The sequence below is a fragment of the Bradyrhizobium sp. AUGA SZCCT0177 genome, assembly GCF_018130125.1.
Taxonomy (GTDB): domain Bacteria; phylum Pseudomonadota; class Alphaproteobacteria; order Rhizobiales; family Xanthobacteraceae; genus Bradyrhizobium.
The window spans coordinates 19,138-32,761 of record NZ_JAFCMA010000004.1; the positions used below are offsets into that span (position 1 = coordinate 19,138).

The 13,624-nt window shown below is 56.2% G+C and carries 10 protein-coding genes and 1 pseudogene; 9 read left to right on the forward strand and 2 right to left on the reverse strand.

What is annotated here, in order from left to right:
- Window positions 1–20 precede the first annotated feature (20 nt).
- Window positions 21–320: pseudogene (locus JQ597_RS05700) on the reverse strand (aldehyde dehydrogenase family protein); the annotation flags it as partial.
- A gap of 181 nt (window positions 321–501) precedes the next feature.
- Between JQ597_RS05700 and JQ597_RS05705 the strand changes: the two are divergent.
- Window positions 502–1,386, forward strand: coding sequence for a LysR family transcriptional regulator (locus tag JQ597_RS05705; RefSeq protein WP_212263502.1), 885 nt, complete (start codon window positions 502–504; stop codon window positions 1,384–1,386).
- A gap of 532 nt (window positions 1,387–1,918) precedes the next feature.
- Here JQ597_RS05705 and JQ597_RS05710 read toward each other — a convergent pair.
- The gene (locus tag JQ597_RS05710; protein WP_212263271.1) at window positions 1,919–3,433 is read right to left on the reverse strand and encodes an aldehyde dehydrogenase family protein; all 1,515 of its coding nucleotides are present in this window, start codon (window positions 3,431–3,433) and stop codon (window positions 1,919–1,921) included.
- Between the two features lie 133 nt (window positions 3,434–3,566).
- Between JQ597_RS05710 and JQ597_RS05715 the strand changes: the two genes are divergently transcribed.
- From JQ597_RS05715 to hchA, 8 genes are all read left to right on the forward strand, one after another.
- Window positions 3,567–4,019 carry a winged helix-turn-helix transcriptional regulator gene (locus JQ597_RS05715; RefSeq protein WP_212263272.1) on the forward strand — a complete coding sequence of 151 codons (453 nt, stop codon included), beginning with the start codon at window positions 3,567–3,569 and terminating at the stop codon, window positions 4,017–4,019.
- A gap of 812 nt (window positions 4,020–4,831) precedes the next feature.
- Window positions 4,832–4,951 (forward strand): hypothetical protein, encoded by a 120-nt coding sequence (locus tag JQ597_RS38460; protein WP_212263273.1) that lies wholly within the window; start codon window positions 4,832–4,834, stop codon window positions 4,949–4,951.
- A 102-nt stretch (window positions 4,952–5,053) separates the two neighbouring features.
- Complete coding sequence (locus JQ597_RS05725) at window positions 5,054–5,899, forward strand: IclR family transcriptional regulator domain-containing protein (RefSeq protein WP_249147558.1); 846 nt, start codon at window positions 5,054–5,056, stop codon at window positions 5,897–5,899.
- Between the two features lie 685 nt (window positions 5,900–6,584).
- Window positions 6,585–7,715, forward strand: coding sequence for a cytochrome-c peroxidase (locus tag JQ597_RS05730; RefSeq protein ID WP_212263275.1), 1,131 nt, complete (start codon window positions 6,585–6,587; stop codon window positions 7,713–7,715).
- 22 nt (window positions 7,716–7,737) lie between these two features.
- Complete coding sequence (locus JQ597_RS05735) at window positions 7,738–8,070, forward strand: plastocyanin/azurin family copper-binding protein (protein WP_212263276.1); 333 nt, start codon at window positions 7,738–7,740, stop codon at window positions 8,068–8,070.
- A 35-nt stretch (window positions 8,071–8,105) separates the two neighbouring features.
- Window positions 8,106–10,814 carry an EAL domain-containing protein gene (locus JQ597_RS05740; protein ID WP_349628789.1) on the forward strand — a complete coding sequence of 903 codons (2,709 nt, stop codon included), beginning with the start codon at window positions 8,106–8,108 and terminating at the stop codon, window positions 10,812–10,814.
- Window positions 10,815–11,025: 211 nt separating this feature from the next.
- A complete protein-coding gene (locus tag JQ597_RS05745) occupies window positions 11,026–11,898 on the forward strand; it encodes a hypothetical protein (RefSeq protein ID WP_212263277.1) in 873 nt (290 codons plus the stop codon).
- Between the two features lie 192 nt (window positions 11,899–12,090).
- A complete protein-coding gene (gene hchA / locus JQ597_RS05750; RefSeq protein ID WP_212263278.1) occupies window positions 12,091–12,966 on the forward strand; it encodes a glyoxalase III HchA in 876 nt (291 codons plus the stop codon).
- Window positions 12,967–13,624: the final 658 nt, after the last annotated feature.

The following is a 13,624-nucleotide window of genomic DNA, read 5'->3' on the forward strand; positions in this document are numbered from 1 at the left end:
AGTTCTCACAGTCGTTGTGATCAAGACATGGTGGGCATCACGAATTCGGCACCAGCTCGAATGCCGGTTGGCCAGCGACTCGTGATCGTTTTCAACCGGGTATAGAAGCGAACGCCTTCCGGGCCGTGCATGTAGTGGTCGCCAAAGATCGACGCTTTCCATCCACCGAACGAATGGAATGCCATCGGCACAGGGATCGGAACGTTGATTCCGACCATACCGATCTTGATTTGGTGCGCGAATTCCCGAGCCGCGTCGCCATCGCGCGTGAAGATCGATGTACCGTTGCCGAATTCGTGCTCGTTGATCATCCGTGCGGCGGTGCGGGATTGAAGACGGACGACGTCCGCCCGTTGCGACCAGGCACCTGCTTGCCATTGATGTAATGCTTGACTTGCGTGACCACGACTATCTCCTTGTTTGCACAAGTCCGGTATGAAATGTTAAAGTCTGCACATCAACGAGAACCATCGCGGATTTGTTGTGCAGAAATTGAAGTCGATGGATTGGGATCGTATCCGCATATTCCTGGAGGTCGCCCGCACCGGTCAGATTCTCGGTGCCGCTCGGCGTCTGGGCGTGAACCATGCGACCGTGGCGCGGCAACTCACCGCCCTCGAGCAGGAATTGAAAACCCAGTTGGTCGAACGGCGTACGACGGGCTGCGTCCTGACAAGCGCAGGCGAAGCCCTCGTTGCCGCAGCGGAGCGGGCTGAATCGGAGTTCCTCCAGGTCGGCGCTCACCTTGGCAGATCGTCGGAGGCAATCTCAGGCACTGTTCGCGTCGGCGCTCCCGACGGACTGGGGAACTACTTTCTCGCCAGCGAGCTCGGTGCGCTTGCCGCGCGGCATCCGGACTTGCTCATTCAGCTTGTTCCCCTGCCGCGGACATTCTCGCTGTCGAGGCGGGAAGCCGACATTGCGATTACGTTGGACCGTCCGAAGCAGGGCCGGCTTATTGTCAAAAAGCTTACCGACTACACCCTCAGCGTCTATGGCGCAGAAAGTTATCTGAAGCGCTTGGGACCAATCAGGAAACAGGCCGATCTCGCCGGCCATCTCTTCGTCACGCATGTCGAGGATTACGTCTATAGCCGAGCGCTCGACTACGCGTCCGCGCTCGGAAAATTCATGAGCAGACACTACGAGTGCGGGAGCGTGGTGGCACAGATGGAGGCGGTGAGGGCTGGCCACGGCGTGGGAATACTGCACGACTACGTCGCACGACGGTTTCCGGAGCTTAAGCGATTACTACCAGAGATCCGCTTCGTTCGAAACTATTGGTTGGTTTCGCATCCCGACACCCATCATACGCGCAGAGTGTCGGAGGTGCATGCGCACATCGTGGCAAGTGTACGCTCAACCCGCCGAGAATTCGCGAACTGACGCAGTTTTGCGTAGCCCATCGCGTCTAGAGGGTGAGCGACCCGCACTACTCGATCGGCGAGGACGAGGCGTTGGTGCGGCCAGATGTCAGCGATCACGTCAGGCAACACCAATACGCCGACAATCATGGTTGCGGATGGAGGGTCGCAGTTTTGTGATGTCCCCCCTTCCTGTTGACAGTTTGCTTACCGGAATCCTGGTCCATTTTCGGTAAGGGGCCCAGCCTCTGGCTGGGCCTAGTAACTCTGGTCGGGAGGAAACACCAAATACGCCAGAGGGAATGATTTGGAAGCGCGACCACAATGGTTGCGGGGCCATGCTGCGAGCGATGGCTCAGGATCGATTGGATTGGCGAATCTTGGATACCCGCCCTGACGCAGGCTTCGGTCCTGCGACGCTTGAATGAATCATACTAGACTCGCGAAGCTGGACCCATGGCATCTCGTTGATTGTCCGTCCGGCGCTTCTCTTCATCCCGCGCGCGCCCATCAGGGCGGACCCTTGCGGAGTCCGCCCCATCAGTTATGAGAAGTCAGAGGGCCATAGTGACGGCCTTAGTCTCAAGATAGTTCTCGATCGCCTCGGCGCCATTCTCGCGACCCCAACCGGACTGCTTGTAACCACCGAACGGCAGGACGGGATCGAACACATGGTGGCAGTTGATCCAGATGGTGCCCGCCTTGATGCGCTTGGCCATCTTGTGCGCGATGCTGGCGTTCTGTGTCCAGACGCTCGCGGCCAGGCCGTACTCAGTGTCGTTGGCTTCAGCCGCCAATTTGTCGAGCGCGGTGTCGTCAAAGGCTTGCGCTACGACGACCGGCCCGAAGATCTCCTCCCGCACGACTTTCATCGCCGGATTGGCATTGGTCAGGATGGTGGGCTTAAGGAAGTAGCCGTCGCTGCCGGTAAGTCCTTCGCCCCCAACCTGGACATGGGCGCCTTCGTCGCGGCCGGACTGCACATAGCCGGAAACACGCTTTAACTGCGTGGCACTGACGAGCGGACCCATCTGGGTTGCAGTATCGAGTCCGGGTCCCACCCTGATCTTCGATGCCGCATCCCTCACGCCCTCGATGAGCTTGTCGAAGATGCTCTTGTGCGCATAGATGCGGGTTGTTGCCACGCAGACTTGGCCTTGGGCAAAGAAGCTACCGAGTGTGACACCGGGGATGGCACGGTCGAGATCGGCATCCGGGAAGACGATTGTCGGCGCTTTACCGCCGAGTTCCAGCGTGACGCGCTTCAGGCTGCCGGCCGCCGCTTTGACGATCAGCTTGCCCACTTCGGTCGATCCGGTGAAGGCGATCTTATCGACCTGGGGGTGTGCGGCGAGCGCCGCGCCCGCTGTCTCGCCATAGCCGGTCACGATGTTGATGACACCTGCGGGGAAATCCGCTTCGTCGACAATGAGCTGCGCGAGCCGGAGTGCCGAGAGCGGCGTATCTTCGGCGGCCTTGAGCACGACTGTGCATCCGGCGGCAAGCGCCGGCGCCAATTTCCAAGCGGCCATCATTAGCGGGAAGTTCCACGGGATGATCTGGCCGACCACGCCGATCGGCTCGCGCAATGTGTATGCGTGGTACTCACCGGCGTTGGAAGGCGAGAGGGTGGCCCCAGCGATCTTGGTCGCCCAGCCAGCCATATAGTAGAAGGTGTTGTAGGCAATCGGCAGGTCCGCAGCACGGGATTCCGAGATTGGTTTGCCGTTGTCGAGTGCTTCCAGCTGTGCGAATTCCTCGGCGTGGCGTTCGATGATCTCGCCGAGCTTATAGACGAGCTTGCCGCGTTCAGCCGGTGTCAGGCGGCTCCACGGGCCTTGGTCGAAAGCTCTGCGGGCTGCCTTGACGGCCAGGTCGATGTCTTCGGCCCGGGCCTCGGGCACCTTAGCGACGACCTGTGCGGTCGCGGGATTACGAATGTCGATGGTTGCACCCGCCTGAGCTTGGACGAGTTTGCCGTCGATCAAGAATTTTGGACCCGCATCGAGAAATTTCTGTATCGCGGGATCCAGCGCGACCGCGGTCGAAGATGGGACATGCAGATTCATAGCCGACTCCTTGGGTTGGCCAGCGGCCCGAGAAGCGCGCTGGCGTTGTTGCGCTATCCCCAATATGCCCACTACTATCCAGATGGAAGTATGCACGATATGGTGCGATACGCACCGTTTGGTAGGAATTGAAATGGTTCAACGGCCAAAACAAAGCACGCCGCGCTGCGGAAACAGGCGAGCCCGATCGGCTTCTATTGCAGCGGCGCCAGAGACGGATTCTGACTCCGCCCTGCGCAGGGTTGGGGAGATCAACGTATTCAACATCGAATGCCCCGCGCATAAGGTGGTCGCCCGTGTCGGAAACAAATGGACGCTTCTGGTGCTGTACGCGCTCAGCCAGCGCACAAAACGCTATACCGAATTGCAGAAGCAGATCGGACGAATCTCTCCTAAGATGCTGACGCAGGTCCTGCGCAATCTGGAGAAAGACAGGCTGATCTCCCGCAGGGTGTATCCGGTAGTCCCGCCGATGGTGGAGTATTCGCTCACACCCTTAGGCCTTAGCCTCGCCAAGACCTTGGCTGGGCTCTGCGTCTGGGCTGACGATAATTACTCGAAGATCAATGATACCTGGCGGCCCTGAGACGCATCGGCAAGCGCCAAGGCCACATGCTCGGAATGTGCGATCCTTGGAGTCGCCGAGCGGCGATCGGAGACAAGGATTGGCGCGAGGCGCTTGGGCTGGCTCCAATCCGCTTTTAAACAGAATCCTCGCAGTCGGACATATCCGACTATCAGGATGCGGGTGTAACCATGCACGCCAACGCAACGCCAGCTCCGCGGTACCGATAGCGAGCCTGCGCACCGCCGAGTTGTCGCTCCCCCTTTAAAAAAGAAGGGAAGACGACGCGACAGACGCTCCCCCGCGCAACAAAGAAATGTCGAGATACGTGTGGACCCGGAGCGGACGGTCGGGGCGCCCGTTCGGCGAGTGGTGAAAAGTGTATGTGCGCATCACCGCAACAATGGGACGGCTCGCGTGGTCGCGCTCGCTACCTGACGCTCGAGTTGGTCGGATATTTTGCTGCAATCGGTCGAACTTCCGACCTGCACATCGCTGGGCACGCGCTATCGAGAAGGAAGAGTCACGGTGAGTTGGAGTTCTTTGTCTGTCTGGTACCATTCATTTTGGATCGACCGGAGCTATGATCGCTCCTGCTCGCGTAGTTAAAGACCTAAGAGCGGTTGCAGCTATGTCGATCAGATTCGCTGCCACCGGTACTTCGTGACTTTCAGTGTCATCGTGCGGGAATTGCTGTCGGCACGTGTCGGCCTCAAGCAGCGTGCGTCTCGCTCTGTAGCAGAATATTCCTGGACCGTCCGGCTTGGTCGAACGACACATTTGCCGGCCGTCGTCAGGGATACGATGGGAATGCTGCGCCGCGGATCGCCCTGTTGTCAGACACCAATTCAGGGATGCTTCGGCTTCTTGCCACGGCTGACGGGTTTGCCGTCATTAGCTCAAATCTTGGAATTGTTCGTCCTGGCGATCGAGTCGATTGGTTTTCATTGTGATGAAATGAAAGTGGCGATCATGGTGTCAACGTCGCCTCTCGCTCCACGTGTCAATTCTAGTTCCATGACTGGGCCCGGGTTCAGCTGGATTACTCCATCTTGATGCGAGGAACGATATTGCCGGGTGGAGACGACGAAAACGCAGCGAACCTGACCAAAAGTGGTCCGCCAGAAGAGCGCAAAAGACAGGCTGCAGATCCGAATTTCATGATGTCGCTCGCGCGAGGGCTCATCGTTATTCAGGCATTGAACCAGCAGCGTCGCGCACTTTCGGCTTCGCAGATCAGTCAAAGGACCGGGATCCCGCGTGCCGCGGTTCGCCGCTGTCTCCTTACCCTTATGCATCTTGGCTTCGTGGCATCAGAGGGCGAGCGCTGCTATGCTCTACGGCCTCGCGTCTTGTCATTGGGGTCTGCATATCTAGCTTCATCGCCGCTCGGCAAGGTCGCGCAGCCGATCCTCTCGAACGTACGCAATCGGCTACAGGAGACCGCATGTATAAGTGTGCTCGACGGCGATCAAATTCTCTGCATTGCTCGCTCACCGGCCAAACGTCTGATGACGACCAGCCTTGACGCCGGGAGTCGCCTTCCCGCCAGCTGCACGTCGATAGGACGAGTACTAATCAGCCAATTCAAAGACGAGGCAATCGATTCCTACCTCGACTCGGTCAAGTTGGTCGCCCACACATCGAAGACAATCGTCGACGTAGCTGCGTTAAGGGCGGAGTTGATAGAGATCCGTCAAGAAGGATTTTGCATAGTCGACGAGGAATTGGAGATAGGTCTTCGATCCCTCGCCGTTCCGGTCATCGATGAGGCTGGTGCGGCCATCGCTGGCTTGAGCGTTGGAGTTCACACCGCGCGAGTTTCGGTAGCGGATTTGATTGATAGCTTCCTGCCGGTGCTAAAAGAAGCTGCGGTGGAAGTCGGAATGCTCGTGCGCTGATATGAGCTCCTCGCTCTGCTTGTCCTTGTCGATCCGCCCCGCCTCGTCAATTGGTTCGATTATCGCACCGAGAGTTTCCGTCAGACTGACGTCCTCATTTTGAGGAAAATAGCGCTGTCCTTACATTGTCCCACCTCAGGATCACAAACTTAAGAAACAAAAAATCACGGCGCCGATAAGAGATCTTGCCGATGCGTTCCATCTTCGGCTCTGTCGTTGAGCTGGCCTCCACAGGCGTTTGCGCAAGCGATCGTCGATGTCGACGGCTATTCATCGGAGTCCCATTCAGAACGCTCAGGAGCGACACGGTCACGCGCCGCCTCCTAAGTGCGACCCAGAACTAGATTGGCTCCGGCCCAAGCGTCGCAGCCACGCATGCGGAAGTATGGCGTAGCCTGCGGACTCTGATGTGCGATAATCGCCCGGTAATTTTCGTCTTGACCTCCGGCCTAGGCCTCACTGCTGCCGCCCAACCACAATCATTTTACCTTTTTCGATCAGTCTTAAGCACGCATTGCCCGCCACCTACATCATTCTCATATGCTGCGGTGACGGACATCAGAGTGCTCTAACTGTTGTATCAGCAATTGATTTGGCAGCGAATTTTCATGGGTGTTTCGCTATGTCGAAAAGCGGACGAGCCGCAGTATTGACCCGCAGCAGCGTGCGAGGCGCTCTAATCGCGATGATCGGAGCGCTGCAATCGTCAGTTCGTGAACATTCGCGAGGTGCGGGCGCGCGCGGGTTTCGCCGGTCAGTCCTATTCAGTTCTGCGGTCGCGACAGTTTTCGTCGGGATTATCGGCTTTGCAAGCATCACCTTCGGTGCTGCAATCGTCGGACGAACCCGCCACGTCGGGTTGAACCCGCAACCGGCAATGGAGTTGGATGCACTGAAGGCTAAGTATCGACGTCCTGCGTTTATTCCATTTCCTGGAGAAAATCCGTACACGCCAGAGAAGGCCTCGCTCGGAAAGCGGCTCTATTTCGATACGCGTCTCTCTCTCAGTTCATCGCAATCTTGCGCGAGCTGTCATAGTCCAGGTTTTAGCTGGGGCGACGGGTTGTCGGTTGGCGTTGGTCACGGAATGGCAAAACTCGGGCGTCGATCCCCGAGCATCGTCAATACAGCATGGGCAACGACTTTCATGTGGGACGGCCGGTGGGCAAGCCTCGAGGAGCAGGCTCTCGATCCGATTCAGTCAGCTGGCGAATTGAATATGCCGATGGAGCGGCTCATGGATCGACTCGCATCCATCGTTGGTTACAAGCTTCTCTTCGCGGCAGCCTTCCCCGACGAGGGAATGAATCCGAAAACGGTCGCAGATGCAATCGCGACCTACGAGCGGACGATTGTCTCAGATCACGCGCCATTTGATGCTTGGATCGAAGGAGACGAAGGGCCGATGCCCGAACAGGCAAAACGCGGCTTTGTCATCTTTAACACCAAGGGACGATGCGCATCTTGTCACGAGGGCTGGAACTTCACCAATGACGGCTTTCATGACATTGGCCTTCCTAGTGACGATCCCGGACGCGCACGAATGCTGCCTCAAATCACCAAGATGAATCACGCTTTCAAGACGCCCGGGTTGCGTGAAATCTCTCGGCGAGGTCCGTATATGCACGACGGCTCGATCGCGACACTCGAAGAAGTGGTCGAACACTATGATCAAGGAGGAATCGATCGACCCAGTCGATCGGACCTTATTGGGCCGCTCGGGCTCACGTCGCAGGAAAAACGCGAGTTGGTCGCCTTCCTTAGCACATTGACCAGCAATGCCGTTGCAACCACCGTGCCGGCGCTTCCTCGCTGAAGTCAGATACAGGGAATATCCAATGCCTAGACTTGCTCTGGTCGTCCTTTCAGTTTCTGGCGTGGTTCTTGGCGCTCTCTCGGCCGTGGCACTTGTTGCCGACCATACGGTTCACCAACAAGGACGGAAATTCTCCTTCCAGAGCGTCATCATCAAGAAAGGTACGCCACTCACTTTCGTGAACGACGACACCGTTCCCCACAACGTGGCGTCGACCACCAAAGGGAACGAGTTTGACCTCGGATCACAACCCCCCGGTACGTCGACGGACGTGACTTTCACGGAAGCTAGAGAGGTACAAGTGATTTGCGCGATCCATCCGCGGATGAGGATGATGGTTAGTGTGAGAGACTAGTCTTTACAGCAGATGTGATGTGCGGAGTACACGCAGTGTCTATTCGTTACAAGTTCTTCGGTATGTTCAGCGTCGTCATTGCCATCGCCTGCGCACTGGCATTGTACGGAATTTGTAGCGTCTCCGTGATAGGAAGTTACGCTATTCGCCTCTACGACGGGCCTTTCCAAGCTGTCAATCATGCGCGTTCGGCGCACGCAGAATTGAACGAAGCTCGCCGGCTCATGCAATCCAGCCTCGTCGACCGGATGCCGAGGGACAGCATCGCCAAATTTGAAAGAATACTTGCTAGTATCGCGGATGAGTTGGAAGTGGTTCGCGAGCGGGTCGATGACCGTACCGTGAGTTTGGCGCTACAGCGAGCCGAAAGCCGGCTTCGCGATTGGTCAGAAACTGAGATAAGTATCCTCAAGCCTCCATCCGGCGGGCTTACGATGGTTCCAATATCCTTCTCTATCAGGCAGAAGGAAGATGCCGCGGCTGCGGCGCTAGACGATCTCGTCGAAACCGTTGCCGCATATGGCTTCAATTTTCGCATGGCTGCCGAAGCCTCTGTGGCGTCGACGACTGCCAACATGTTTGCGCTCGCTACCAGCGTGACGTTTATCAGCCTGATTGTCGCAGCGGTCTTTGCGTACTCTATGACCAAACCGATCTCCGCGGCGATGCAGGTTGCGGGACGAGTAGCTGCGGGCAACTTCGTCGACAGGATCGAAGTGCGGCGACGCGACGAGCTTGGTCAATTATTGAGATCTCTTGCCGTCATGCAGACGAGACTGGAGATGCGTTCTGACGAGGACCATGCTCTGATGGCATCCAAGGAGCGGCTGACGAGAATGCTCGCCGCGCTCAGCGCGACGAATGAAGCCATTGTTCGAGCAAAGACGCGGACCGAGCTGTTTGAACTGACTTGCGACGCTGCCGTGAACGGAGCCCAATTCACTTGGACGACCATCGCGCTTGCGGAGCCTGGAAGCGACTTTCTTCGCATCGTCGCGGCGAGCGGACCGAGGGCGGAAACGGCAAGGTCGTTGAAGGTCGCGGTTTCCCCCGCGTACCCCGAAGGTCGGGGACTGACGGGTACGGCATTTCGTACCAAGCAGCCATGTATCAGCAACAATTATTTGGCGGACCAGGAACGGAGTGCCTTTCATGACATCGTTCGCCGCACCGGCTCCAAATCCGGAGCAGCATTGCCGTTGCTTAGCCGCGGTCACGCGGTCGGTGTTCTCCTTTTCATGGCGGCGGAGGAGGGCATATTCACCTCGGAATTCGTCGAGCTCTTGGAACGGCTGGCCACGAATATCTCGTTTGCACTGGAGAATTTCGATCGAACAGATGAAAAGGCAATGGCCGAAGAACGGATCAAGTACCTGGCGACGCACGACAGCCTAACGGATTTGCCGAACCGTGCGATGTTCAGCCAACTGCTGAATCACTCGGTAGAGGTAGCAGAACGTCAACAGCGGCCATTCGCTCTTCTCTTCATTGATCTCGACAGGTTCAAGATCATCAATGATTCGCTCGGCCATGCAGCCGGCGACGCGTTACTGGTGGAAATGGCCAAGAGGCTTCGCGGCGGCTTGCGTGCGAACGACGTCGTTGCGCGGCTCGGCGGCGACGAGTTTGTGATTCTTCTGAACGACGTTGCCGAGCAACAACATGCTGCAACGGTGGCGCATCATCTTTTGTCGATCATCAGTGAGCCTCTAGAACTTGGTGGACACGAGTGTCGGGTAACCGCGAGTATCGGGGTTGCCATCTTTCCGAAAGATGGAAACGATGAGCGCGATCTCATGATGAAAGCCGACAGCGCAATGTATCTCGCCAAGCAAGAGGGCAAGAATGATGTGCGGCATTGTTCGGACGAAATCAAAACACAGTCCGTCGATCGCCTGATGATGGAGGCAGGCCTGCGCCGCGCGCTCGATCGGAATGAGCTTTGTCTGCACTACCAACCGAAACTGGACATTGCGACAGGACGCGTTGTCGGCGTCGAGGCGCTGCTGCGGTGGCTACATCCGGATTTCGGGCTCTTGCCTCCCTTACGTTTCATTCCGTTGGCAGAGGAGACTGGCCTGATCGTTCCAATTGGCCGATGGATCATGCAAACGGCTTGTGCGCAGAACGTCGCTTGGCAACGTGAGGGGCTTCCTCCGATTTCCATGGCTATCAACGTCTCGCCACGGCAGTTCTCCGACGAGAATCTTCTGCGGGATATCGATGACGCCCTTGCTGCCAGTGGAATGGAGCCGCAACTGTTGCAGATTGAGGTCACGGAGAGCATGGTTATGCTCAATATTGAACGAGCTGTTCACTTGCTTGATTCGATTCAGAGCCGCGGCGTGCGGCTCGCAATCGACGATTTTGGCACGGGTTATTCTTCGATGTCCGCGTTGAAGCGGTTTCCCATCGATACGATCAAAATAGATCGTTCTTTCGTTCGTGAGTTGCCCCATAACCCGGAAGACAGGGCCATCGCACGGGCCATCATCAATATGGGCAAGGCTCTCGGGCTGACGATTGTGGCAGAAGGCGTTGAGACGATAGAACAGAAGGAGTTCTTACGCGAGCATGCTTGCGACGAAATTCAGGGGTTTCTGATCAGCAAGCCCGTTCCTCCCGAGAACGTCACTGCTCAATTGTTGCTTCCGACCCTCGCTTCTCCGGACTTGCAAATGCAGTGCACGGACTCCCTCAGTGATACAAGAGCTTGCGCCGTTTTAGCCGGCTTTAAGCTCTAGCCGAATATCCTAGCCACGTTGGTGCATGGCTTGCGAGATATTCAGAATCTGAAGAACGACATTTGCTTTTCTCGATAATCGAAGTCCATTGGACCAAATGCCATGGGAATGAGAGAAAGAAATCATGATGAGTCAGTCCACCAAACCACTGCACGTTGGTGACGAGTCAGCGTCGTCGGTTCACGCTATCACTCCTCCTCCCGGGAGGTCGATGGACGTCGGGGCGACAAGCCGCGCAGCTATTCAGACCTGGACGGGGAGGGTCATCGGGGAGCAAATTCATTCGAAGCCGCTTAATGCGGCCTATCGGCAGTGGCTTTTCCATAAGGCAAGTCGACAACCACGCTTACGCGATATGTTCGTGCAGTCGTCGAGTGCGTTCGTCGACACGCTGCTGAACCTCAGGGTCGGGAACGACCATCTCGTCGTCGCCCAGAGTGAAAGCTACATCGCAAACTTAGGAAGAGACTTGCGCGGAACGTTGGCTTCCGAACTCAAATTCGCCACCGCCAATAGTCTGCGCGAACTTTTCGACGATTGTCTCGCCAGAATGCAGCCGACTTATGCGCGCTATATCTCGTCGCTGTCCGAAAGGAACGTTTATTGGGAGACGCTGATCCTGCCACTTGCTGCCGACGCGCACAGCGAAACGGTGTTCACCATGTGCTACATGGCGTGTCTCAGTGAACAGGTTGACGTCCTTCAAATCCTCTATGATCGATCTCCGGTCGGCATCGTTGCAGCGGTCCCGATTAGGAACGGTCTCAACAAGACCGATGATGCCCGCATTTTGACCATGAACACAAAGGCCCGGCAGATCTTGAAGCAGGACAGGGTCACCAACGAGTTTCATTCGGTCGGAGAAATGATTCGGTTCATCAGCAACGGCTTGCACTGGACTGGGATCAACAGCTCTTCGGAAGATCATCTGACGCGGATCGACTATCGAGATCCCGCCGGCGAGGAGTTTTCTCTGACCATTGAATTGATTAATCAGTTCGTTTTGGTCAGCATCAATGAGCGTAGTCGGCCGGAGCCCCGCGTCACCGGCCGCTTCGCGCGCCTGATGGGATTTGCCAGTTAGGCGCGGTGTTGGCCACGCAAAGCTCAATAAGGCAGGCCTTGAAACGTACCGTAGATCCGGCATCTAACATGCTGCAAGCCGCGTCTATCTGGCCAGCATCGGCCCGAAGCTTCAGGCCGTCTTTAACAATAAAAATCTCCTGCTCCCGCCGCTTGGCAACACGATCTATTGGAAAGGATGGAGGACATCACGATGACTGAGAAAACGGAAGACAAGCGCCCAACACCGGATGTTGCTGAAAATAATGCATTCTTTCCTTCGCCTTACTCATTGAGCCAATTTACGTCGGCCAAGTCGGACCTCGACGGAGCGGACTATCCGAATGCTTACCGCGGCGGCAAGTGGAAGATATTGATGATTGCTGCCGACGAACGCTATCTTCTGATGGACAATGGAACGATGTTCTCGACTGGAAATCATCCCGTCGAAACGCTGTTGCCGATGTATCATCTCGATAAGGCTGGCTTTGAGTTTGATATTGCCACTTTATCGGGCAACCCGGTCAAATTCGAACTCTGGGCGCTACCCCGGCAGGACGAAGCTGTTATCGGCTTTTATCAGAAGTACATCAACAAGCTAATGAGTCCGCTCAAACTGTCGGATGTCGTTGAGAAGAATCTCGGTGACAATTCGAACTACATTGCGGTCTTTATTCCTGGTGGCCACGGCGCGCTGATCGGAATTCCGAAGAGTCTGGACGTTAAGACAACCCTGAAGTGGGCGATGAGCCGGAACAAATATATCATCTCGCTCTGCCATGGCCCAGCTGCCTTTCTCGCTCCAGGCGTGAATGAAGCGAAAGATGATTATATCTTTAAGGGCTACAAGATTTGCGCATTCCCTGATGCCATCGACAAGAAGACTCCGGAACTCGGTTACATGCCAGGCCAGATTCCATGGATGTTTGGCGAGGAGCTTAAGAAGCTGGGTGTCGAGATTCTGAACACCGAAATTAATGGCCAGACGTTTCAGGACAGAAGATTGATTACCGGCGATAGTCCGTTCGCGGCCAACAATGTCGGCAAAGCGGCCGCTAAGGCGCTGCTTGCCGAGGTTGGTCAGAGTTAAGCCGTCATGCGGGAGCGGCATTAGCGATGATGCCGCACCTGCGATCCCGCGAGTGTGGTCAACCGTGCAATTGCCGACATCCTGGCGCTTTACGAAGCCGGCACCGATCTGCAACGTGATCCAGGAATCCGATCGCGCAAGGAGCGATTAAGAATGTACCCAACGTTCACAAAACCGTGCAGCTACGTTTGGCATGATACGTCGTATTGGTAAAACTATGATCTGCGGAGGACGGTTCCGTTTAGCCAAACGCTAATGTCAGCCGCTCCTGCATCGGCTGGTCATCCTGTTTGGAGATGACCATCATCTGAATAAGTAATTATTCCTCGCTCGTTTCTTCGTATACGATCAAGCCGCGTGGCGTGTTACGCACGCTTCGAGCGTGCTCGTTTTCTCAAATCTTGAGTCTATCAGTGACGCTGCCAAACATGCGCAGCGCATGCACCGAAGCGCGTGAAGGCAATCTTTATCATTGTGCGATAACTAACATCCGAGCCGGATCAGTCGGCGCGCTATGATCTCAAAGGTTTCACGATGCTCGGTAAATTCAAAATCTCGCTGAAGCTCATGTCAATAATTGGCCTCCCGATAGTGGACACCATTTCAGTAGCCGGCGTTGGTCATTCGGCGTTGAAGAGTAGCCTACTTGAGGATCGCA